This is a genomic window from Flagellimonas baculiformis (assembly GCF_033441575.1).
GTDB classification, from domain to species: domain Bacteria; phylum Bacteroidota; class Bacteroidia; order Flavobacteriales; family Flavobacteriaceae; genus Flagellimonas; species Flagellimonas baculiformis.
On sequence record NZ_JAUZVW010000021.1, the window covers coordinates 1 to 23,970 of the forward strand.

Below are 23,970 nucleotides of genomic sequence, written 5' to 3' on the forward strand. Positions count from 1 at the left end.
CCCTGTGGGTTGGTTGCGGTGATGACATAGTCTGTGCCGTCGGTGCCCCCGGTGATGTTTCCGCTTGCGTCGACGCTGAGCCCCGCCGGTATGGAGGTATAGGCCAGGTTGGCGTCATGGTTGTCCACGACATTGGTGGCGGGGGAGGAGCAGTCCTCGGGTGTGACGGTTATGGTGGGCACGGGAGGGGTGCTGTTTATGGTCACAGTTATGGTTGTTGCTGGCCCTTCGCAGCCGTTGATGGTCTGGGTGACATGGTAGTCCTGTGATAAGAGTGGGTCATCGGGTGCCACAACGGAGGTAAGTCCTGCATCGCTGTACCATGTGATTGTGGCAGAGATGGCGGGCACAAGGTCAGCTCCAGTGGGACTGTCGGTATAACAGAATGTCAGATTGTTGGCGATCGGTGCTACTGGGGAAACATTTACTGTAACAGTGAAAGTTTCTTCATCAAAGCAATTGGGAGTTGTACCTGTCTCATCATAGATATAATAGGTTCCGGATAAACTAATGTTATCTCCCGGGGCAAATTGTGTGCCAGTGCCTCCGCTCCCTGAGTAATAGGCTTCGTTGCCGGTCAAGTTACTGCCCGTGATGGCAGGTAGTATGTATGAATCACATACCTCTTGATCCAATATATCATCAATATCAGGAGAGATATATACATAGATGGTTTGGGTGACATCCACAAAATTTCCTGATGTATCCGTGACCCTGTAGGTCCGGGATATGGTTTCAGGATTTGAAAGTCCATCGGAGGTGTCTGCTAGATGTTCCACGGTGTCCACTGCACAATTATCGTCCTCATCGTCCACTACTGATGCATCAGGTACGGGCACGTTATCGCAAACAGTAATCGGATCAGGATCTGTTGCTGTGGGAGGTTCTGTGTCTCCAAAACCTACAGTGAATACATCCCGATGTTCAAAGTTGACATTATCAAAATAGGCGTTGCCTGCCATGTCCACGCTTGTAACATCTATCATGGTGATGGGGCCTGTAGTGAAATCCCCGTCTTCATCTGTATCTATCAATAGTTTCAAACCGCAATCTCCATTGTTCAATATGTCCGAACCGGAAAGGTCGATACGGACACTGACATTGCTGATTGCTGTAGCACCAACTGATCTCACTGCTTGGGTCCTCCATTCACGGCCGATCCTTGAATTGATTCCAATAGGTAATTCTGATACTATTTCATTAATGGTGGCGTTGTTGTTTCCCCATATTAAGTAGTTATGATAATAGTCAAAAGGAGAAGACCCATCTATTTGATTTCTTGACAGATCTATGTTGTCGCTACTGAAGTTATTGTTTGTGGAAATGGTAACAATTGCATCTGCGTTGACACTTTTTGATATTCGCTGGTCTTGGTTAAAGCGTAGGTCAGGAACCGCTGGGTTTACATTGTTGTCCCGATATCTATCTTTACCAATACCTGCGATGTCGTGTTTGTAAGTTGGGTCCACCTGCCAGATGATAGTTCCATCCGCAGCGATGTAGTTATAGCCATCATTTCCATTTATGCTTCCCAAAGCGCCCCCTGTATTTAGGGTAATACCATATTTAATAGCAAGATAGCTTTCAACTTTTTGTATGGCATTGGCATCTAAAGCAACATCGGCAACAAGTATTTCGGCAATATCACCTGTAAGGTTCCTATTCGAATCATTGCTGTTAAAATGTTTTCCCAAGCGATGAAACTCGAAAAGTTCATTACCTGCTAGGGCATGGTTCCTTACTTGGAAAATATCCAATATTCCATTGGCATAGGTTGTTAAGGTTTCAGAACCAATAGCGGCCGCTCTGACGAATGTTCCTATGGCAGGTTCTCCTAGTAGATTAATATTGCCACTTGCAAAATATCCTATTCCCCCGTCACCCTTCCATGTTCTGCCTATGGAGAAATTATTTCCATCCGATACTCCCAATGAAAGATTGGTTTTCCAATTACTGGGGTTGAAGGAGTCATGTTGTATATCCACGTCTCCACCAAAAAGTAAACGTTGTGTCTCTGCGGAGTTTCCAGCACCCAACGCTTTGAAAACCACAAAAACTGTAATATCGTTACGGTTGACCATCCTAAAGTGTAAGGCCTGTCCGTCACCACTACCATTGAATTGTACAACAGGATTGAAATTGATATTATCGGTGCTGTTTCTTCGTAAAATTGGTAAACCCGGAATGGAACCTGTTGGGGTTAGATATAGGGCGTATGGACCACTGTTAGGTTGATTATAGTCGAAACCCGAAGGTGTTCCCAGTGGACTTAGAGGGTAATTTGCTGGCAATGGATTGGGAATGGCATTTTGTTCTGAAAAGTATACAATGTCATACCAGGTACTGACCGGTGTTCCATCCATTGGGGGAAGTGGATTTGGATCATAAAGATTGATTCCGTTCGTTGATGAATTCACACCTTTACCAGCCCTGAACCAAGTGTCCACTTCGTTGTCCTGCGAAAATGTTTGTCCACATAAAAAAAATAGAAAAAGAGTAATTGACCATTTTGCAGTTTTGGAGTAAACGACCAAAGCATTCCGATGCTTATTTTTTTTATTAGACTCCTTTAACACTTGAAATAATTTCAATGTTAGAAAAAAATAGCTAAGTAGAAATTTTGTCATAATAGCAGGTTTTAATGGTATTTTCTTGCTGGGGCATGGCAAGAAAATAGATTTGGTAATATAAATTAAGGGACAATCTAGGTATGTTCAGTGTCCCAATTCACCTGTGATGGGTTACAATTGATGGATGATGGGAATGGATCAACGGATGAAAAATCCGACCGCTTTCAAGAGGTGAATTTTTGTAGGATTTATCTTGTTATTCTTAATTGAAACTTAGAGTGATTTAAAAAAAGCCGCCAAGATAATCTTGGCGGCCGAACCATCTCTGTTATCGAAGAACTAAAGAGTTACACCAAACCTAGTTCTTACATTGATTATAAAATATGGGAAGGATGGTTATTTTATAAGGTTTATTTCCACTCGTCTGTTTTGTCTCTTACCGGCACTTGTCGCATTCGAGGCGATGGGTTTTTCTTCACCATAACCAATGGCCGTGAGCCTATTGCCTGCTATTCCTTCATTGATCAAGAAATCCCTCACTGAATTCGCCCTGGATTCGGATAGTTTTTGGTTGCTATCATTGGATCCCACACTATCGGTATGTCCCTCCACGGTGAACTTGGCATTTGGATATTCGTTTAGGATTTGGATGATGTCCACCATTACTGATACAGATTCCGTTTTGATGGTTGCTTTGCCGGTATCAAAAAGAATGGTCTTGGCATAGTCGTTCAATTGTTTCTGGACTTCTTGAGTGACTTCCGGACAACCTTTATTGCTCACAGGACCTGCGATGGAGGGGCATTCGTCATCAATATCCACCAAGGTGTCGCCGTCTGAATCAGGACATCCCTTGTGCTCAATGCTCCCCGGGATTTCAGGACAGCGATCGTTTTGGTCGATGATGCCATCCCCGTCAGTGTCTGGACAGCCATGGAGTTCAGATGGCCCTGGGGTATCTGGGCAATTGTCATCTTTGTCCAGAATTCCATCCCTATCGGTATCAGGCCATGGACAGCCATTGTTTTCCTGTGGTCCCACCTCGCTGGGGCACTCATCGTCCTTGTCGAGTACACCGTCCCCATCTGTGTCCTGCCATGGACACCCGTTGTTCTCGATCGGACCTGCGACATCGGGACAGCCATCCTCTTCGTCCAACAACCCATCCGCATCTTTATCCTTCAGTTTGTTCTGATAAACGGGTATCTTGACCCCTGCATATAGGTCTACAGCCTTTGAATTGTCACTTAAGAGAGAAGATAGGACAGACCCCGACCCGAGATATATGGGTCCCAATCTGAGTCCAGTACCCCATTGAAAACCACCACCTTCCAAAAGGCCAAAGGGAGAGTATATGGAAAACCATGTGCTTTCATATCGAGGAGTGAGTCTATATTGGTTTACAATTTGGGCCGTATTGATGTTGGCTTTTGCAGTCACGGAAATGTCTGCGTTGAAGTTCAGATATAGCTTATGGTGAACATTCCAATCCACATTGGTGTGAAGCGCGGTCGGCAAGGTATAGTGGGATGATCTGGATTCACTTATCAGATTGAAGTTGTCTGCCAGTGCCTCGTCAAGCACATCACCATCAAAGTTGTCCACATCCTGGGTCTTGTTCAGGTCGTACCTTTGTTGTCTTCCTTCAGAATCCGTTATTTTTCCGATATCTGTCACGGATGCACCTACCTTTAGCACATATTTGTTGGCCCTTCGGTCTTGAATAGGCTTGCCATCACTATTTGTTTTTGTATACCGGACATGGTCTGGTCTCCATTCATAGATGAAGCCAATATCGGCACCAATGCCGTTCCCCCCGTTGAAGTCATAAAAATCACCGGCACGGCCATCGTTGTCCAATGCCCCGGTGTCAGTAAAAAGAATTTCCCCGGTTGTCGTAACTTCCCGGTTGTCAGCATTGTAGTCGACTGTAAGGTCATAACCTTTGATATAGACATTGCCAAGGCTCTGTAAATATTTTAGGGAAAGCCCTCCCTTGATGAAGTTTTCCCCATTGTTCCATAACACAAGTGCATAACTGGCTCCTATCTCGGTCCATGCATTCAGCGTACCCGATATGTCCCCTTCCTCTATGCTAAAGTCTTCACTCTCATCAAAGCCACCTTCTTTTTCCAAAAGATTTCCGTTGGCGTCGTATAGGTTGAAGAAGCCCCTGCCTCTTGTGAAAATGGCCAATGATTGTTTATCATTGATGCTGAACATTACGGAAGGCCCCATTATATCAAGGTTCCATGCAAGAAAATTGTCTGTGGAAGGAAATGTCTCCGCGGTGTCAAAGGTGTTTTTGAAATCACTGAACGCATCAACAAGATCCAAGCCGATATAATCATTCCCAAAAAAACTACTGGCCCCGATGAGGTTTATGTCCATTTTAAGTTTCGAATCCGCTATGCTAGCTGGGTTGGATATGATGCCATGGACACCACTATAATTATCTTCCAAGAAACCTACATAGGATTGTGATCTCAACACGGATGATAGCAGCAGAATGCCCAAAAGAATCTTTTTTGAAAACATATCTAAAAATTGTTTTTTTGCCCAAAGCCAGGGCAGGGTTATTTTTTAAGTTTTTTGGTTTATCGACCCCAAAGAGAGTATAAAATTTGGTACCAAAAAGGGAGAATGAACGGATGGGCCTTTTGAATTGACGGATGGGGGATTTGGGTTAATATAGTTTTTAAAATGAAGGAATATTCCTATAGGTTTTTAGCATGGACGCCATGTATTGGGGGAGATATGGGCATTGTGCGAGGGATGAATTTTTCTCCATGGAAGGACATGGATTAACCTTTCAGTTGGTAACAAAATAAAAAACCATTACAACCAAGGAATTTTAAAAATTCCTTGGCGTAACGGAAACCTCAACTAAACTAAACACTTTTATGACAACAACAGTCTTAAAGTGCATTGCTATATGTGCACGCGTTAAAAATTGATCTTGCTCTTCAATTGACTTTAACGCTGAATTGCAAGACAAACATACAATCTAAAAATGGATCAGGAGGGGGAGAATTAACGGATGGCCGTTTTGATCTAACGGATGGCCGTTTTGAATTGGTGGATGCAAAAATCGAGTGTGATTCAAATCATCAAATCCATACGTTGTCCACAAGATTTAGGAATAAAAAAACAGCCCTTTGGGCTGTTCGTTTTTTAAGTCGGGAGGCAATCAGGGCATGTCCTCAATTGAGGCCCCGGGAGCATTTTTCTTCACCGAGGCAATGCCATTTTCCATGGCTGCCGTGCTGGAATACATCTCGCTGGCCCCAATCACCTGCCCGTTGGAGGCCTTTAGGTTGAAATAGGGACTTCCGTCTTTGGCGGTCTTTCTTTCGAACTTGCTGTCGTCCTGAGAGTTCTTTTTTACCGATTCTATACCATTTTCGCAAGCGGCTTTTGAAGAATACGATTCACTGCTAAGAATGACTTGGCCGTTTCCAGCTTTCAAATTGAACCTGAACTGGCCGGATTTATCCGTTTTGATCTCAAATTTTCCCATACTTTATATGTTTTGAATACTAAATCTAAAGATTTTCTTAAAAATTGACCAATAAATGAAAGGAAAATTGACAATAAAGTAATGTTGGGATGGTTTTGCGTATCAAAAAAGGGAACATTATGAAAAAACACCATGTTCCCTTTCTTTTATTTTTTGATGGATTGGTTATATCCTTACCTGCCCGTCGCCAAATACATAGTATTTGTTGGTCACCAATTGTTTCAGCCCAAGGGGTCCCCGATGGTGCAGCTTGTCCGTGCTGATCGCCAATTCCGCACCAACGCCCATTTGGCCCCCATCGGTGAACCGGGTGGAAGCATTTTGGTACACGGCGGCGCAGTCCACATTTTCCATAAAGGTCTGCGCAACACTGTCGTCTTGCGACATAATGGTGGCCGAATGCCCTCCTGAATGCCTGTTGATCTTTTCTATGGCACCATCCAGACTGTCCACAGCCCCGATGACGCATTTCATGGCCAAAAATTCCTCTTCCCAAACAGATGCATCCGAAATGGATTCTTCATCCGACAATATTGTTTGCACATTTTTGTCCACCAAGATGGAGACTCCCTTTTCCTTCAAGACTTGCTGGAGTTCCTTTAGCTTTTCTTCATAGCCTTTGATGCGAGTGTCCACCAAGATTTTGTCCAAGGCATTACAGGCCGATATTTTATGGGTCTTCGCATTGATGATGACCTCCAAGCTTTTCTTCCAGTCGGCATCTTTGTGCACATAGAGGAAATTGTTCCCCCGGCCACTGACCAGCACCGCACATTTGGCATGCTCCTTCACGAAAGCGATCAAACGCTCACCGCCCCTCGGGACAATAAGGTCCAGATCTTGATTCGGATTTCTTAGAAAGTCCTGGGTCTGGGTCCTATCCATTTCCAAAAATTGGATGAAATCGGAAGGAAGGTCATTTTCCGCAAGGGCCTGATGCCAAAATTGGACAAGGGCCTTGTTACTATGATAAGCCTCCTTTCCACCCTTCAGTAAAATCTTGTTATTGGCCTTAAAGGCAAGTACGGCAGCCTCAACGGTCACGTCGGGTCTGGATTCATAAATGATCATGATGGTACCGAAAGGGGCTGTTTTGTTGATGATCTTCAGTCCGTTGTCCAATTTTCTGGTGGAGATTTCCTTGTTCACAGGGTCCTCCTGCAAGCGGACTTCCTTGACCGCTTGTATCATCTGGTCCACTTTTTTCTGGTCCACCACCAAGCGGTCATAGAGGGCTTGGTCGTCCCTATCAAAAGCATCCAGGTCTTTTTTATTGGCTTCCAGCAATAGGCTTCGGTCCTGGTCCAGGATCCGTTCCATATCGCTCAATACCTTGTTCTTTATCGTTGTGTTCAATAATTTCATTGTTGTGATTTTATCGGGAAACCTCGGTTCCCACTGTTTTTCCTTCAATAATATCGAGGATGACATTGTCCCTTTTTCCATTCACGATGTAGGATGGGATGTTGGCCGCTGCCGCAATTTGTGCATAGTTCAGTTTGGAACCCATGCCGCCACGTCCTTCGCCCTCGGCCTTGTTGCCTTCCTCTATATATTTGTCCAGATCTTCCTCCGGTGCCACTTTTTTGATGACCTCGGAGTCTTCTTTCTCGGGATGGCCATTGTATAGTCCATCGATGTCCGTCATCAAGATCAGTCTGTCGGCGTTCATCAATTGCGCGAGCAGTGTGGCCAATTCGTCGTTGTCCGAAAACATGGACATGGCCACGGAAACGGCATCGTCCTCATTGGCGATGGGCACTACGCCTTCGGATAGTAGCCCTTCCAGACAATTGATCATATTGTCGCGGTGCACACCAGGATTAAAGTCCCGTTTTGTGGGCAGTACCTGTGCACATTTCATTCCATGGTCATTGAAGATGTTGTAGTAATGGCGCATCATCCTTGGTTGCCCGATGGCCGAATATACCTGTCTGCGTTGGGTTTTGTCCTTTATTTTTGCTTTTCCCAATACCTCTTTTCCAGCAATCACTGAACCAGAGGAGACCAAAATGGTCATGATGTCCCGTTCATACAGTTCTGCGATCTGCTGGACCAGATTGTTGAGCACGGGTCTAACTATTCTGTTGTCCTTGTTGGTCATTACATTGGTTCCTACCTTGATGACCACGAGTTCTTTGTACATAATTAGTATTCTTCGCCGAGTTCCACTGCTCTGTTGAATGCAGCAAAGGCGGCTTCCTTGATTAATTCGTTAACATTATTGTCTTGCATGGAGTCCAGGGCGGCCCGGGTGGTGCCTCCTTTGGAAGCGACCCTTTCCATCCAGGAATCAGGCGTCAGGTTGGACTGGTTGAACAGTTCCACGGCCCCGGTAAAGGTCTGGCTGACCAATACTTTGGACACGTTTTCGGAAAAACCCATCTGCAAGGCGGCCTCCATCATGCTTTGCATGAAATAGAACACATAGGCAGGCCCGCTCCCGGATATTCCCGTGGAGGCATCGATGTATTTTTCGCTCTTCACGCGAAGTGATTTTCCCGTGGTGTCCAAAAGACCTTCCGTCATGAACAGTTCCAAACGGGATACTTCTTCCGCGGAAACATAACTGGTGAGTCCTTTGCCGACCTGGGCGGGCAGGTTGGGCATGGCCCTGACCACTTTTTTGATGCCGAGGGCATCTTGGATATACTTGATGGTGACCCCTGCCATGATGGAGATGAACAATTGTTCCGGATTTACTAATTCTTTCATGCGGCCCAAGAGTTCTTCGGCATGGTACGGCTTCACGGCCAAGAAGATGATATCTGCTTTGGGGACACAGTCTTCCAAGCGTTCCATGGCATCAAAATGGGCAATTTTGCCCACTTCTTCCATTTTTTCCTTTGACTTGTCCAGTACCATGATGTTGCGTTTCTTCAGCAACTTGGATCTGGACATACCTGTGGCATAGGTAAGCCCCATGTTACCTGCGCCAATGACCAATACTTTCATTGTTTTTTATTAAAAGGGTTAGTGATTTTTTATGCGGATATGTTGCAGTCCTTACAGTCCTTTACTTCGCCGTAATAGGTTTCCCTGTATTTGTGCAATGTGCGTATGGGAAGCCCCATGATGTACCTTTTGATATAGGTCACCTGGGTGGTGAGTTCTCCCATTTTAACGCTGTAGCGCTTTTCATACTTTGTTTCCCTTTTGATTCTTGAAAGTTTCATTGTATTGTTAATGGTGTTGATGACTATATGTTCTCCTGATCTAACAGGTATTTTTGCCGGTATGCGGCCTTTTTGATTGTTTTTCTTCGTTCCACTGATTTTTTGGTGTATTCCTGCCGGTCCCTGATTTCATCCAAGCGCTTGGTGTTTCTATATTTTCTCTTGTAGCGCTTTAGGGCACGTTCTATACTTTCGCCAGGTTTTACTTCGATTTTGAGCATATATTGATTTATCTGTTTAATCTCATTTCCATATGGGTTTCATTGAACCCGTTCTCTTCAAAAAAATGTTTGTTGGGGCATTGGTTCCCACTGGTGATGTGGACCGCAACGTCCCCTTTGCAATACTGGAGTGTGTAATCCAGCAATTTTTGTTCAATGCCTTTGTCCCGATGGTCCTTGTGCACCACAAAGAACACCAGGAAATTTTCGGGGATATAGTCCCCCATTCCAGTTTTGTTCACAACGGCCAGGCCCAATATCTCATCCTTTTCTTCCATCGAGAACACATAGCCTCCAAGTCCGGGGATGTCTTTTGTGCAATACTGGATGGCTTTCCTTATGGCCTGCTTTTCGGCCCTTTTTCCTTCTTGGTGATGGAAGAGGAAATTGGCAAACCTTTCGGCTTCCATGGTGGAGAGCCGTGTAAAGGCGTCGTAGGTTTTGATGACCATGGTTTTGTCTTGGACGATGATGCTTTTTTGTTTTTTTAGGTTAATAGATATAATAAGGAATGGGGATGCAAAACCATGGACAATGCTGTCCAAAACAATGCACCGATGGATTACCCAACTAAGGGTGGTCGATTATAGGGTAGGTGGAATGAACTTATCCGGTTGGTTTCGAAATACCAGATAATTAAAACTAAGTATCCTACAGTTTTTTCTCTCGTGGAGTTTGATTTTCATCACTGCAAAGATAGTAAAATAATCCGCAAGTGCCAATTTTACTGGGTTTTATGTTTTTTGTAACGTTCATGAAAGGGAATATCTCCCACACATTTGATTGGAAATAATCCAATAATTCTAGGGCCTATTTTATTCCGTTGGAATGAAAATTGGGCGGTCATACCATGGTTTCCCCCTCATCTTTTCAATCAATTATCCTTTCAACAAATCGTAGGCGAGGCGACTTATTTGTGTGGGATCTTAGGATTTGGGAGAGATGTTTTGACGTTTTTTTAACATTTGAGACCAAACCCCATTTGATATACTTCGTAGGTATGGTTGTATTAACCCTTTAAAACAAGTCGCCTTATGAAAAAAAGTATAGTCAAAGTAAAACCGGTAAAAAAGGCAACCAACCGCCGACAGTTTCTGAAATTGGGAGGCATGGGAGTTGTTGGGGCAAGCCTTTTGGTAGCCTGCAGCAATGACGACAACGGCATGGGAATGATGCCCGATCCTGATAACCCAGACATATTTGATCTGGGCGAGGGAGATTTGGGAGTTCTCAACTATGCCTATGCCCTGGAACAATTGGAAGCCGATTTTTACACCAAGGTAGTGAATTCCTTTTATGGGAACATCTCCGATGAGGAAATGCAAGTGTTGACCGACCTTTATTATCATGAGGTGAACCACAGGGACTTTTTTAAAGCGGCCATTACAGCGGCCGTTGATGGAAATACCGATTTAGTATTGCCCACACTCGAATTTGATTATGGGAACCTGGATTTTGGCAATAGGGAACAGGTGCTCACCACAGCAAGTGTTTTGGAAGATACCGGCGTGGCCGCCTACAATGGTGCAGGACGATTGATCTCTAATCCGGGGTATCTGCTGTTGGCAGGGAAAATCGTATCTGTGGAGGCAAGACATGCATCGGCCATCCGAACACTCCTGAACCCTGGGTCGGCAGATTTTGCCGGGGACGATTATGTGACCACCGATACAGGTCTGGCCGCTGCCCTAGATCCATCTGTGGTTCTTTCCGCAGTGGGGGACACAGGGTTTATTACGACCCCTTTCACAGCTAACAATTTACCTTAAACCTTAAAAAGAGATAAGATATGGATATTATAAAATTTTTGGATGGATTTACGAATGAATCACTGCTTGAAGGAAAGCCTACCCGTCGCGATATGTTCGGTACCTTGGGCTCCCTTGGAAAAAAAGCGGTTCTTAGCGCTATTCCCTTTGGTCTGGCCACAATGCCAAATAAAACGTATGCCCAGGATGCTGGCAACGATCCCGTAAGTGCGTTGCAATTGGCTTTGACCTTGGAATACTTGGAGGATGAATTTTACGATTTGGCGCTTCAATCCGGAGTATTGCCCAGTGGGAGACCGGAAACAGTTTATATGCAGATTTCCAAGCACGAACAAGCGCATGTCGACTTTTTGATCGCTGGATTGGAAGGTGCAGGTGTAACCCCGGTAGAGAAACCAACGTTTGATTTCACCGCAGGAGGCGCCTTTGACCCCTTCAATGATAATGGAGTAGGCCAGGAAACAGCCTATGCCCAGTTGTTGGCATTGGCCCAAGCATTTGAAGATACCGGTGTACGAGCCTATAAAGGACAAGCCGGGAATCTGTTGGGGTCCGCCTTTTTGACCCCGGCCCTGCAAATCCATGCCGTTGAGGCCATGCACGCCTCCGAAATAAGAAGATTGAGAGGTCTTAAAGGATGGATCACGAACAATGAGCGTGGAGCAGGAATGCCCGAGGCTACGCAAGCCGTGTACAATGGGGAAGAAAATGTGACCCAAGGAGGTTTGGATGTAACCACGTTGGGCAATACCGCTCCTTTTAGCATGGAGGCTTCCACAGAGGCATATGATGAAGCGTTGTCCGGAGATGATGCCGTTGCCATTGCCAGTCTTTTTATTGTTTCTTAAAAAGAGAAGATTAATATAAGAGATGGATTCCTTTTTTAAGGAATTTGACTCATTATCTAAAAAAAGCTCCGAGAAATCGGAGCTTTTTGCAGTCTTAAAAGGTATGAAGCTATACTTTGTGTTCTTTTTAGAAGCATCATTTGACGCAACATGCCATATATCCCTCCTAACACGGAGATTTTTCACCTTGTATCCCATAGGATTCTTCCGAAGCGAGGAAAGCGGCCACCTTTGCAATGTCATCAGGATGAAGACATACTTCTTGAAACTATTTTTTCTGTAACGCTCTGACCCATTCTAAAACCTTTAGTTAAGATTTTGGTCATTTTTGAAAATGTTATGGTTACCAAAAAGGGCAACTGCGCCCATAATTTTGTTCCCGTAATCTAAATCAAGGAAAGAATCATGATACGACTAAATTTCAACACGAAGAAAAACCTGACCATCGGTCTAATGGTTTTGGCGATAGCAGTATTCATTTATGCCTTCACGACAGCCGACAGTGAAAGCAATGGACAACAGGCCGAGATGGCCGCACTTCCAGTGGAGGTGGCCCAGCCCTTATATGAAAGTATTACCGAATGGGACGAATACACCGGAAGGTTCGAGGCCAGCAGCCGCGTAGAGGTCCGTGCCCGAGTCAGTGGTTTTTTGGAAAAAGTGAACTTTCAGGACGGCGAGCTTGTCAAAAAAGGACAGGTACTTTTTGTCATCGACCAAAGACCCTACAAGATTGCCTTGGATGAGGCAAAGGCCAATTATGCCCAAGCCTTGGCCACCCTTAAGACCGCGCAGGACAACTTCGAAAGGGTAGAATCCTTGCGGGAGACCGGAGCTTTGTCCATCGAGGAATACGACAGAAGAAAGCAGGCGTTGGTGCATGCGGAGGCCAGTATACAATTGGCACAGGCAAAGGTCGATAATGCCCAACTCAATCTGGAATTTACCGAAGTGAAGGCGCCAATTTCCGGATTGGTAAGCCGTGACAGGGTCAATGAAGGCAATATTGTGGATGGCGGCAGTGCCAATTCAACCTTGCTGACGACCATCGTGGCCACCAGCCCAATCCATTTTTACTTCACCGGAAGCGAATCCGATTACTTGAAATATGTACGGTTGGCCAGAAATGGGGAACGTGGGGAAGCCCGTTCCGAAGCATTGCCGGTGTTTATCAAACTGTTGGACGAAGAAGATTTTGTGCACGAGGCCAAAATGGACTTTGTGGACAACGAGATCGACAATAATTCCGGGACCATTGAAAGCAGGGCAGTACTTGAAAACAAGGATCATCTGCTGGAACCAGGAATGTATGGTAAGGCCCGATTATTGGGAAGTGCGGAACATGAGGCCTTGATGGTGCCCGATGAGATCATTGGCACAAATCAGTCCATTCGTTTTATCTACACTTTATCAAATGATAATCAGGTGGTCAGCAAGGCCGTAACATTGGGGCCTTTGCACTCCAACGGACTTCGGATCATAAGGGAAGGCATCTCACCGGATGATAAGGTCATTCTCAACAACATACAAAAGATAGGACCGGGTATGGTGGTGAGCCCCAAACAAGTGGCCATTCAAGGGGAGGTCAATAATCTGACGACGGTGGCCCAAGCCCATTGATCTAGGAAAAAACAATAGGAATTCAACAATCAAAAAAATGTATTTCCCTGCCCTCCAATCCCTTTATTTAAAGGGATTGGAACGGGTACCGGGAGAGCTATCACCAAAAAATAAGAAAAATGAAATTCAGTCATATATTCATCAGGAGGCCCATATTTGCCGCAGTACTCAGTGTACTGATCCTGATTGTGGGCGGTCTGGCCTATGTCTCCCTGCCCATTTCACAATTTCCGGATGTGGCACCACCGACCATTGAGGTTGTGGCCGTTTACCCCGGAGCAAATGCACAGACCCTTTCCGAGAGCGTGGCAGCACCGCTGGAAAAAGAGATCAATGGAGTGGAGGACATGATCTACATGACCTCACAATCATCCGCCGATGGTCGGGTTGTCCTTCAAGTTGCCTTTGAACTGGGGACCGACTTGGATAGGGCACAGGTGCAGGTACAGAACCGCGTGGCCATAGCAGAGCCCCGATTGCCCGAATCCGTGAAAAGGTTGGGGATCACCACCAAGAAAATATCCCCGGATATGCTCCTTGTGGTGAACATGTATTCCCCGAACAAAACTTTTGACCAGACCTATATGGGCAACTATGCTGTTCTCCAATTGAAGGACGAATTGGCTCGTATCAAAGGTGTTGGTGACATCCAGATTTTTGGGGCCGCCGAATATGCCATGCGCATCTGGCTCAACCCGGACAAAATTGCGACCTTGGACATTACTGCTGGTGAGGTGGTTGCGGCCCTGAGGGCACAAAACATCCAAATTGCCAGTGGAACGCTCAACACCTTGCCAGCTGGCAGTCAATCCGCGTTTGAGGTCAACATACAGACCCAGGGCAAACTGGTGACCACAGAACAGTTTGAAAATGTCATTATCAAATCAAGTGATGATGGACGAATTGTGCGGCTCAAGGATATTGGCCGTGTGGAACTCGGCGCACAGAACTACGCCACCAAGGGATATTTGGGCAAAGACCCAGCGATAGCGATGCCGATATTCCAGCAACCGGGCGGAAATGCCTTGGAAACAGCTTCACAGATCCAGGATAAAATGGAGGAACTCTCCAAAAATTTTCCAAAAGATCTGGAGTATAAAATAGCCTATAACCCAACGGAATTTATCCAGAAATCAGTGGATGAGGTGTACCGGACCATTTTTGAAGCGGTCATCTTGGTGGTCTTGGTCATTCTGTTGTTCCTCCAATCGTGGAGAGCGGCCATCATCCCAATTCTTGCCATACCCGTTTCGCTCATCGGTACGTTCGCAGTGATGCAGGCCATAGGATTCTCATTGAACAACCTCACCCTTTTTGGGTTGGTACTGGCCATCGGTATTGTGGTGGATGACGCCATTGTGGTGGTCGAAAATATGGAACGGTATCTGGCAAAGGGGCTATCCCCCAAAGAGGCAGCTTTTAAGACGATGGATGAGGTTGGGGGCGCCCTTGTTGCCATTGGATTGGTGTTGATCGCCGTTTTTATCCCCACCGCATTTTTGGATGGTATTTCAGGACAATTTTACAAACAGTTCGGGATGACGATTGCCGTGGCGACTGCCATTTCGGTTTTCGTTTCCCTGACCCTGAGCCCGGCCATGGCCGCATTGCTCATGAAGCATGAAGAAAAATCGAGCACAAAGAAAACACCGATTTGGCTGAGACCATTGGCCTTTATCGGAAACCGATTCAATGGTTTTATGGATTGGATTTCGGATAAATACGGTAAGGCCGTCCAAAAATTGGTGCGTACCGCCACAATGGTCATGGTGGTCTATTTTGGATTGATTGCCATCACCGGATTTGAGTTCAATAGGGTGCCCCAAGGATTCATTCCGGCCATGGACCAGCAGTATTTTATCACCATTGTACAGCTTCCTCCGGGTTCTTCATTGACCAGGACCGATAAAGTGGTCCGTGAGGTACTCGATTTGGGATTGGATATTGATGGAATCGAAAACGCAGTCTCATTCACGGGTTTCGATGCGGCTTCCTTTACCAATGCCTCCAATGCTGCTGCGGTGTTCCTGACTTTGGAAGATTTTGAACTGCGTAACGATAAGGGACTTGGTTATGAGGAACTTTTGGGAACGGTAAGAGCAAAGCTCTCCCAAATCGATGATGCCATTGTATTGGTCATCCCACCTCCATCAGTAAGGGGAATCGGTAATGCCGGAGGGTTCCGGATGATGGTTCAGGATAGGGGTAACCTCGGAACAGATGAACTGCTCAAGGCCACCAACGAGCTGGCCATGGCAGCTAACCAAGACCCGATATTGAACAACGTGTTCAGCTTTTTCAATAACCAGACCCCGCAATTGTTCTTGGACATAGACCGGGTAAAGGCCGAAAAATTGGGAATCGATGTGGGCGATATATTCCAGTCATTGGAGATTTATATGGGTTCCGCCTTTGTGAACGAGTTCAATTATTTGGGAAGAACTTTTCAAGTAACGGCCCAAGCCGATGCCCCAAACCGATTGACGCCCGATGATATTTCGAGGATTAAAGTCCGCAACGATAAAGGAGAGATGGTTCCCTTGGGTACGGTCTCCACACAAGAGGATATTGCAGGACCTTCGCGGATACCTCGCTTCAACCTGTATCCATCCGCTTCCCTGAATGGGGATTTTGCCCCGGGCTATAGCTCAGGCGAAGGATTGGACCGAATGGAAGAATTGGCCGCAGAAATACTGCCACAGGGCATTTCCTACCAATGGACGGAAATCGCCTATCAGGAAAGGAAAGCCGGCAATACGGCAGGGATCGCCTTTTTCTTGGCCGTTGTGTTTGTGTTCCTATTGTTGGCTGCCCAGTTTGAAAGCTTGGTATTGCCATTGGCCGTAATCTTCATTGTGCCCATGGTGTTGCTATCGGCGATGATCGGGGTGGACCTGGCCGGACTTGACAATAACATCATGGTGCAGATAGGACTTGTGGTATTGGTCGGTTTGGCGAGTAAAAATGCCATTTTGATCGTGGAATTCGCCAAACAATTGGAGGACCAGGGCGAGGATTTGAAAACAGCGGTGATGGAAGCATCCAAACTGCGATTGAGGCCTATTCTGATGACGGCCATGGCCTTCATCCTGGGAGTTGTCCCATTGGCCATTGCCACTGGCGCTGGAGCCGAATTACGTGTGTCCTTGGGGATAGCCGTATTCAGTGGGATGCTTGGCGTGACCGTCTTCGGGATTTTCCTGACCCCAGTGTTCTATTATTTGGGTCGAAAATGGTCAATCAAGAAAGCGGCAAAGCAAAAAGAGAAATTGGTACATCAATTTAATTAGAATCGAAAAGTGATGAAAAATTCAATCATACTGATAGCAATTGCATTCCTGTTGGCCTCTTGTGGGGTTACAAAAAGGGATTACGATGTGCAAAGTGAAGTGCAGGTCAAGGAGGATTTTCTAAAAAAGGAAATCAGTGACAAGGCCTTTACCGAAGCAGGGATAACCAGGGAATGGTGGTCAGAATTCAACGACCCCATTCTTGATACCCTTATTGAGAAAGCCAGAAGGCACAACTTGGATATCAATTCGGCTGTTGCCAATTACAAGGCCTCACGTGCCTTTCTCAAAGAGAACAAGTTGGACAGGCTGCCGACGGTGACCGCCAATGGTAACTATACCCGCACCCGTTTGGGGGAAAATGTGTTCGTGCAGGGCAGTAACCCAACGTTCAATACCTACAACGCGAGTTTTGACGCTTTTTGGGAAGCGGACCTGTTCGGTAGGGTGACCCACAGGATCAAAGGGGCGTATGCCAATAGCAATCTTGCTTTGGCGGATATGCACGGTATGTATGTGAGCATTTTTGCCGAAGTGGCCAACAATTATATGGAGCTTCGCGGTACACAATACCTTTTGGATATTGCCCAGCGAAATTTGCAGGGACAACAGGAAACCTATGATCTTACCGTAAAATTAACGGAGGCCGGTACCAGCAACAGCCTTGATGTATCTAGGGCATTGGCCCAGTTAGAAAGCACCCGTGCCAGTATTCCACCCTTGGAGGCTAGGATAGGGGCCCTAAAGAACAGTTTGAGTGTTTTGATAGGGGAGGTGCCCGGAAATTTGGAGAATGAGGTTGTCAACAAGCAACCATTGCCGAGTCTGCCGGAAACTGTCGCTTTGGGCGATATCAGGGAAATGCTCCGAAGAAGGCCCGATGTGCGCCGTGCAGAGGCAGCCCTTCAAGTGCGGATAGCGGCCTATAATATTTCCGTGGCCGATCTTTATCCCAAGATTGAGTTTGGTGGCTCCGTAGGGTTTTCAGCCGTGGATTTTGCCAACTTTGGAGAGAAGCCATCCTTCACCTGGACGCTTATGCCCAGTATCAGTTGGGCCGCATTCAACCTGGGTCGTGTGAAACAACAGATCAAACGAAACGATGCATTGACCATTGCCGCCTTAAATCAATATGAAAAAGCAGTGCTGCAAGGACTGGAAGAGATCAAGACCTCCTTGGGGAACTACACCAAAGAGTTGGAGCGAAGGGAGATCCTGCGCATTTCATCGCAGGCAAGTGCCCAAGCCGCAACCTTTGCCAGGCAGCGATTTAACTCGGGATTGGACAGTTTCATTGATTACCTAAATGCCGATAATGCTTTGTTGCAGGCGGAGAATGCACTAGCTTTAAGCGAGATTTCATCGGCAACATCCCTGATAGCCATTTACAAGGCTTTGGGCGGTGGATGGGAAATCATTTCGGAAGAAGAATTGGATACAAAATTTGAAACCTTGCATGAGGCGAATGCCGATGCCCATTAATACCAGCGTGTAAGGTGGGTCGGATATTTTGGACTAAAAAGCCAGTGCCGACCCACCACCTTATTTATGATCAAAGCCGAGATACCTGTTTTTGAGAATACAAATGATCTACATGAGGCCATAGGGTTTGCCCATAGGAGCCACATACCCAATTTTGATGTGTTTCCGGTGGATGAAATGGCGACCTCGGCGAGAAGGTGCATGCCGCCCTATCGCCAAGGATTTTATCAGGTCGGGTTGTTGAACTATACGGGTGAAAGCCAGCTCAACCTCAATACGGATACGTTGGAGCTCAATGAGTTTCCGTTGTGGTTCGTGGTGCCGGGACAAGTGTTTTCGTGGTTCAGGGATGAGAAAATGTCGGGCTATTATGTGATGTTCAGAAAGGAATTTTTGATCAACACCTTTCCGGACCTGCAAAAGGATTTTCCCTTTTTGAAAATGACGGAGAACAGCGCATTGATGCTCACCAAGGAGGAGCATGAATCGTTGTACTTTGACATGGAACGGATGCATTCGGTATTTAAGAACCCGCATCCGTATCAGGAAAAAATGTTGGAAGGGATGTTGGGGTCTTTGTTGTATTTCTGCAAAGCGATTTACGAACGGCACAAGACCACGGAAAACCATTTGAGCCGATCGCAGATCATAGCAAACCAGTTTGAAGCATTGGTGGACAAAATGTATGTGGATACCAAGAATGTGAGCGACTATGCCGAAGAACTGAACATAACGCCCAATTACCTGACCACGACCATCAAGAAATTGACGGGCAAAAGTGCCAAGGATGTAATTCAGGAACGGCTTTTGATGGAAAGTAAGAGTCTGTTGAAATATTCCGGGCTTGATATTGCCGAGATAGCGTATCGTTTGAATTTTCAGGAACCGACCCATTTTACCCGGTTCTTCAAAAATTTGAGCGGTGTAACGCCCAATCAATTTAGAAGGATGTAAAATTTCAACAGTACAGAACAACGACCAAATAATGAACAAGTTACAATCAACGATGAAAAACCATGTGCTAAATTTGTAAAATGAAATAAAATGAGCAGTGATGAATGAGAAGTATGTTGCCTTAGTGACGGAGGCCGGTAACGGATTGGGCCATAAATTTGCCAAGATCCTACTGGACAATGGATATGAAGTTGTTCTTGCCGCCTGTGGGAAAAGTTTTGAGCTACTTTCCAAAGACGGGGAAAATTTACACGGATATGAACTTATGGAAGTGGATTTTACCTCCGAGGCAAGTTTGGAAGCGCTCGAAAATTCCATTCGGGAATCGTATGGTAAATTGGACGTGTTGATCAACAACGCCGAAATGGTCAATGGTTTTGGACAAAAAATCGATCAGATCACCATTGAGGACATCAAGGAAGTGTATGAGATCAATTTCTTCTCCGTTATACGTGCCATACAAATCTTCAAACCGTTGTTGAAGGAAAGTGATGACCCCCGGATCATCAATATTACCAGTTCCTTGGGCGATATCAACAAGATGAGGGATGAAAACTTCTGTTATTCCAATTACAGCCTTACCGCTTATTCTACTTCAAAAGCGGCCCTGAACATGTTCACCCATTTGCAGTGCAAGGAGTTTAAGCCCTCCAAGATCAAGATGTACAGTTTTGACCCGGTCAAAATGAAAAATTGCACCTATAATTCGGTGGCAATCAGTGATGGGATCAAGAAAGATTTTATCTCCTTGGTGAAAAGATAAAAGTACTGTCCTTTTTTTCCTCATTGCCCAGTATCCGATTGGCACGTATGTAAAATACCCATTTATCATATTTCTTAATATCACCGCCAAGATTTACTGACTGCTTGTGGCGGATGCAAGAGCATGAAAACCCCAAAAAAAGTTGTATTGACTTGGCAAACCCCAATGGGACAGGTTTTCTTAATTTTCCATATCTACTGAAATCCTGATGTTAATATGTCGAGGGTATTGGTAACAGGGATTCAAAGGTAATTTTATGCCAATTATGGTTTTATGAACATTATTTTACCTTGTTGGAATCGCCTAGGGATTGAAAAGGGCATGACCCTAGTCTTTATGGAAGTGTATATAAGGATAGCACATTCTATTTCTATCGACTGCTTTTACTGCTCAAAACCAAACCCAAAAAAGGGTGGAAGATTTTAAAAACAAAAAAGCTCCGATTTCTCGGAGCTTTTTGCGGTCTGGACGGGATGCTACCCTGCATTTTTAACATTTCATTAACTTACATTATTTTATTGATTATCAATTAATTAAATGCACATTGATTTTTATTTTACATCATAAAACACTACTTTTCATGAAAAATGCAGCACGAATGCAGCACGCAAATGTATAATTACAACTTTTATATTTCAGAATCACCAAACAAAAATGGAACCCATAGTATCAAGTTGAGATACTATGAAAATCGTCATGTAAGAATCCAAATCGATACTGGAATTGAAATTGCAATGAAGTATTGGAACAAGGATAAATCGTTCCTTAAAAAATCAAAAGAAGTGGGTTCTGAATTTGTCCAACTTACCCAAATGGACAGCTTGGCCAATCAAATTATTTCCAGCTATCGAAATCAGGGTAGGCCACTTTCAAAAAAGATGTTCAAAAAACAATTTGAAGAAGGTGAACCGTCCATCAATTCAAAACCTGTCCAAGACTTTTTTACTGAATTTGACCATTATCTGGAAAGCAAAAAGAGCAAGGTGGTCAAAGATGTTATCAAGGATTACAATTCACTTAGAAAGCATTTGGAGGGTTTCCAGGAATTTTCGGGAATCATCATCGATTTCAATGCTTTTGATTATCATTTCTACCAGGAATGGACGGATTACCTAGCGTACCATGCCCCATTAAAAAATGGAGGTGTCGGAATGAAGAACAACACGATAGGCAAGTTGGTGAAGAACTTAAAGGCCTTCTTAAATGACCGTATGCGTAGAAACCGCATCAAGCCCATAGATCTTTCGGCATTCAAGGTAGTTCAAGAAGAAGTGGACCATATCTATTTATCCGATGATGAAATTCAGGCTATTGCGGCCGTGGACTGTAAAGCCGATGAAGAATTGGAGAAAGTAAAGGACTTTTTTGTAATTGGGTGTTTGACAGGGCTTCGGTTTTCCGATATTTCGAGGATTCGACCTGAGTATTTGGACGATAATGGGTTTTTGAATATTCGACAGAAGAAGACATCTGGCCGAATTGTAGTGCCACTTCGTTCCCAAGTCAAGAGCATTTTGGGAAAATATGATGGATATGCCCCCGATATTGACTCATTCACTTTCAACAGGCGCATAAAGGAACTTGGGGATTCAGCCAAGCTTCACCAAAAAGTGGAAATCGAGCATAAGCGGGGAACCATTAAAGAAGCACAACTTTTGGAGAAATATAAATTGATAAGTTCCCATACCTGTAGGCGTTCCTTTTGTACCAATGCTTACCTAAATGGCATCGATGTGCAACTCATTATGAAGATTTCCGGCCATAAATCAGAAAAGGCTTTCCGCCGTTATCTCAAAATTTCAAACTATGAGGCCGCTCAAAAATTGAAAGAGGCCTGGGGAATTTCATAAAAACGAAATCTTGCTTGCTTGTCAGGTAAAATCAAATTTCGTTTTTGAATTTTAAGTTTAGTGAGTACCGTGTGCTTTTGAGTTCTCCAGATTTGACTAATATGGATTTGTTGACCAAATCCTTTAAATCACGTGTGGCTGTTGATGCTGATGTTCGGGCTATACGGATATAATTATCTGCACTAAGGCCTCCTTTAAATCCACTATATCCGGCTTTGAACATACGTTGGACTACTTTTAGCTGGCGTTCGTTCATCAAACGAGAATATTGATCAAAGAATCTTGCTTTTTGAATCAAAAAGTCAATGGTTTTGATGGTGTGTTGTTGTGCCGCAAGGATTGTTTTCCCAAAGTATAGGAGAAATTCTGTAATATCCAATTTGAAATTATGGTCTTCGATGGAAGAATAATATTCTTTTTTGTTTGACTCGATGGTCTGTGATAGGGATATAAGTGCTGGTCTTCCCAAATCCATGGAAATCGATTTTTCGGAAAGTCCTCTTGCAATACGTCCATTTCCGTCTTCAAAGGGGTGGATGGCCAAAAAGTAATAGTGTGCCAATCCTGACTTGGCCAATGGAAGCATTTTGGATTTGTTTGTCGTATGGGTTTCGTTGAACCAACGAACATAAGCTTCCATTTCATTTGTCATTTTTGATGAGGGGGGTGCCTCATAATGTACCGTCGGCTTGTCGAGGCGTCCTGAAACAACCTGCATAGGATCTTCATGGGTACGATATCTTCCAATATCCACTAAATCCCTTCTGCCATTGGCGAGCATCTGATGCCACTCAAAAAGTTGTTCATGGGTCAATGGTACTGCATATGTTCGATATAGATTGACCATCATTTCAGATATTCCATATTCAGCTTGGGGAAGTTTCTTTCTTTCCGTTTCAAGTCCTAAGTTTTTTTTGATGGATTCCTGAATACTCGCACGGTCAAGATATTCCCCTTCAATTGCCGAAGTAGTTAAGGCCTCATCCGACAAAACTTCAATTAAAAGCTCATTTTTGTCTTCCTCATCAATATGTTTAATTGAACCTAGTGCTACTCCACTAGTTTGAACAAACTGATATTCCAGGTCCTCCAAAGCTGCCTCATCATATCTGAAATTGGGCCAGTCTTGTTGTTGCCAGTTCCATTTAAAAGCTGTCATGAGCCAAATAATTAAGATTTATAGCTCAAAAATAACATAAAAATGAGCTATAAATTAAATTTTTATAGCCCAAAAGAGAAAAATGGAAGAAACGGTCACTGAGAACTCCTAAAAACGGATTATTTGATTTGATATAGAAGAATTGTTTTCAGCTGTTTGTTGGTGCTTATATTGTGCTTAATTTTTTCTGGGAGAAGGTGGTATATCTTACTCACTTTGTAAAGTCTAAATATTGGAGCTACTGAAGTTATTAGCTTGTAAGAGAAATATTTGTAAGATGACATTTTGTCTTAAACAATCGCTAATTGTTTGTTTCTTTATGTAAAATAACGTCATATAATCCTACAAGTATTATGGTATGGATTTTGATTTTTAACAAACTTTTAGTGAATTACATATGGCAGGTCTTTTTTTAAATTTTTTCGAAGCAGAAATAGAAGGGCAAACTTTTCAATTGTCGAAAGTTCCATTTTCAGACTACAGCACAAAAGAAAGTTATCTTGAACTTCAAGACGAATACCCCGATTTTCAATTTTATAGGGTTAGGGATGAAATATTTTATTGGGGAAAATCGGGACAAACTAAGGTTTTACCATTAAATAGTAAAAAAGAATCTATAAGTCTTTTATCTGTTCCGAAAATTGTAAGTAAAATTCTTGAATCTTGCTTGATGTGGAAACGCCGGACATAGTATACCACCCTCGCCGGTTCAAAGTGACCATAGCTGGCCGGACGAAAGTGACCCACC

Annotated in this window: 19 protein-coding genes; 8 read left to right on the forward strand and 11 right to left on the reverse strand. The window is 44.4% G+C overall.

Annotated elements, in window-relative coordinates; all coding sequences use genetic code 11:
- The 9 genes from SD450_RS18760 to SD450_RS18800 all read right to left on the reverse strand — a co-directional run.
- Positions 1-2,363, reverse strand: a 2,363-nt coding sequence (locus tag SD450_RS18760; RefSeq protein WP_318345903.1) for a hypothetical protein, incomplete at its 3' end; no start/stop codon positions are given.
- 603 nt (positions 2,364-2,966) lie between these two features.
- Positions 2,967-5,108 (reverse strand): DUF5723 family protein, encoded by a 2,142-nt coding sequence (locus SD450_RS18765; RefSeq protein WP_318345904.1) that lies wholly within the window; start codon positions 5,106-5,108, stop codon positions 2,967-2,969.
- A 652-nt stretch (positions 5,109-5,760) separates the two neighbouring features.
- Positions 5,761-6,090, reverse strand: coding sequence for a YegP family protein (locus SD450_RS18770; RefSeq protein WP_318345905.1), 330 nt, complete (start codon positions 6,088-6,090; stop codon positions 5,761-5,763).
- A gap of 165 nt (positions 6,091-6,255) precedes the next feature.
- Complete coding sequence (locus SD450_RS18775; protein WP_318345906.1) at positions 6,256-7,455, reverse strand: glutamate-5-semialdehyde dehydrogenase; 1,200 nt, start codon at positions 7,453-7,455, stop codon at positions 6,256-6,258.
- Between the two features lie 10 nt (positions 7,456-7,465).
- On the reverse strand, positions 7,466-8,236 hold the full coding sequence (proB, locus tag SD450_RS18780; protein ID WP_318345907.1) for a glutamate 5-kinase: 771 nt from the start codon (positions 8,234-8,236) through the stop codon (positions 7,466-7,468).
- Between the two features lie 2 nt (positions 8,237-8,238).
- Entirely contained in the window at positions 8,239-9,045 is an 807-nt protein-coding gene (gene proC / locus SD450_RS18785) for a pyrroline-5-carboxylate reductase (RefSeq protein WP_151890003.1), read from the reverse strand.
- Positions 9,046-9,074: 29 nt separating this feature from the next.
- Positions 9,075-9,266 (reverse strand): hypothetical protein, encoded by a 192-nt coding sequence (locus SD450_RS18790; RefSeq protein ID WP_072877949.1) that lies wholly within the window; start codon positions 9,264-9,266, stop codon positions 9,075-9,077.
- Positions 9,267-9,289: 23 nt separating this feature from the next.
- A complete protein-coding gene (gene rpsU, locus SD450_RS18795; RefSeq protein WP_072877951.1) occupies positions 9,290-9,487 on the reverse strand; it encodes a 30S ribosomal protein S21 in 198 nt (65 codons plus the stop codon).
- Positions 9,488-9,495: 8 nt separating this feature from the next.
- Positions 9,496-9,939, reverse strand: a complete 444-nt coding sequence (locus tag SD450_RS18800; RefSeq protein WP_151890000.1) for a GNAT family N-acetyltransferase — start codon at positions 9,937-9,939, stop codon at positions 9,496-9,498.
- A 582-nt stretch (positions 9,940-10,521) separates the two neighbouring features.
- On the opposite strand from SD450_RS18800, the gene SD450_RS18805 reads away from it, so the two are divergent.
- The 8 genes from SD450_RS18805 to SD450_RS18840 all read left to right on the forward strand — a co-directional run bounded on the left by SD450_RS18805 (position 10,522) and on the right by SD450_RS18840 (position 22,063).
- Entirely contained in the window at positions 10,522-11,256 is a 735-nt protein-coding gene (locus tag SD450_RS18805) for a ferritin-like domain-containing protein (RefSeq protein WP_151889999.1), read from the forward strand.
- Positions 11,257-11,276: 20 nt separating this feature from the next.
- Positions 11,277-12,104, forward strand: coding sequence for a ferritin-like domain-containing protein (locus SD450_RS18810; protein WP_318345908.1), 828 nt, complete (start codon positions 11,277-11,279; stop codon positions 12,102-12,104).
- Between the two features lie 405 nt (positions 12,105-12,509).
- Positions 12,510-13,724 carry an efflux RND transporter periplasmic adaptor subunit gene (locus SD450_RS18815; RefSeq protein WP_318345909.1) on the forward strand — a complete coding sequence of 405 codons (1,215 nt, stop codon included), beginning with the start codon at positions 12,510-12,512 and terminating at the stop codon, positions 13,722-13,724.
- 119 nt (positions 13,725-13,843) lie between these two features.
- The gene (locus SD450_RS18820; protein WP_318345910.1) at positions 13,844-17,014 is read left to right on the forward strand and encodes an efflux RND transporter permease subunit; all 3,171 of its coding nucleotides are present in this window, start codon (positions 13,844-13,846) and stop codon (positions 17,012-17,014) included.
- A gap of 12 nt (positions 17,015-17,026) precedes the next feature.
- Complete coding sequence (locus SD450_RS18825; protein WP_318345911.1) at positions 17,027-18,496, forward strand: TolC family protein; 1,470 nt, start codon at positions 17,027-17,029, stop codon at positions 18,494-18,496.
- 66 nt (positions 18,497-18,562) lie between these two features.
- Positions 18,563-19,450 (forward strand): helix-turn-helix domain-containing protein, encoded by an 888-nt coding sequence (locus SD450_RS18830; RefSeq protein ID WP_318345912.1) that lies wholly within the window; start codon positions 18,563-18,565, stop codon positions 19,448-19,450.
- A 100-nt stretch (positions 19,451-19,550) separates the two neighbouring features.
- Positions 19,551-20,213, forward strand: coding sequence for an SDR family NAD(P)-dependent oxidoreductase (locus SD450_RS18835; protein ID WP_318345913.1), 663 nt, complete (start codon positions 19,551-19,553; stop codon positions 20,211-20,213).
- 611 nt (positions 20,214-20,824) lie between these two features.
- Positions 20,825-22,063, forward strand: coding sequence for a site-specific integrase (locus tag SD450_RS18840; RefSeq protein ID WP_318345916.1), 1,239 nt, complete (start codon positions 20,825-20,827; stop codon positions 22,061-22,063).
- A gap of 31 nt (positions 22,064-22,094) precedes the next feature.
- On the opposite strand, the gene SD450_RS18845 is transcribed toward SD450_RS18840, so the two are convergent.
- Both SD450_RS18845 and SD450_RS18850 read right to left on the reverse strand, forming a co-directional pair.
- Entirely contained in the window at positions 22,095-23,222 is a 1,128-nt protein-coding gene (locus SD450_RS18845; RefSeq protein ID WP_318345914.1) for a Fic family protein, read from the reverse strand.
- 558 nt (positions 23,223-23,780) lie between these two features.
- Positions 23,781-23,970 (reverse strand): hypothetical protein (locus tag SD450_RS18850; RefSeq protein ID WP_318345915.1); only part of this gene is annotated, 190 nt, incomplete at its 5' end.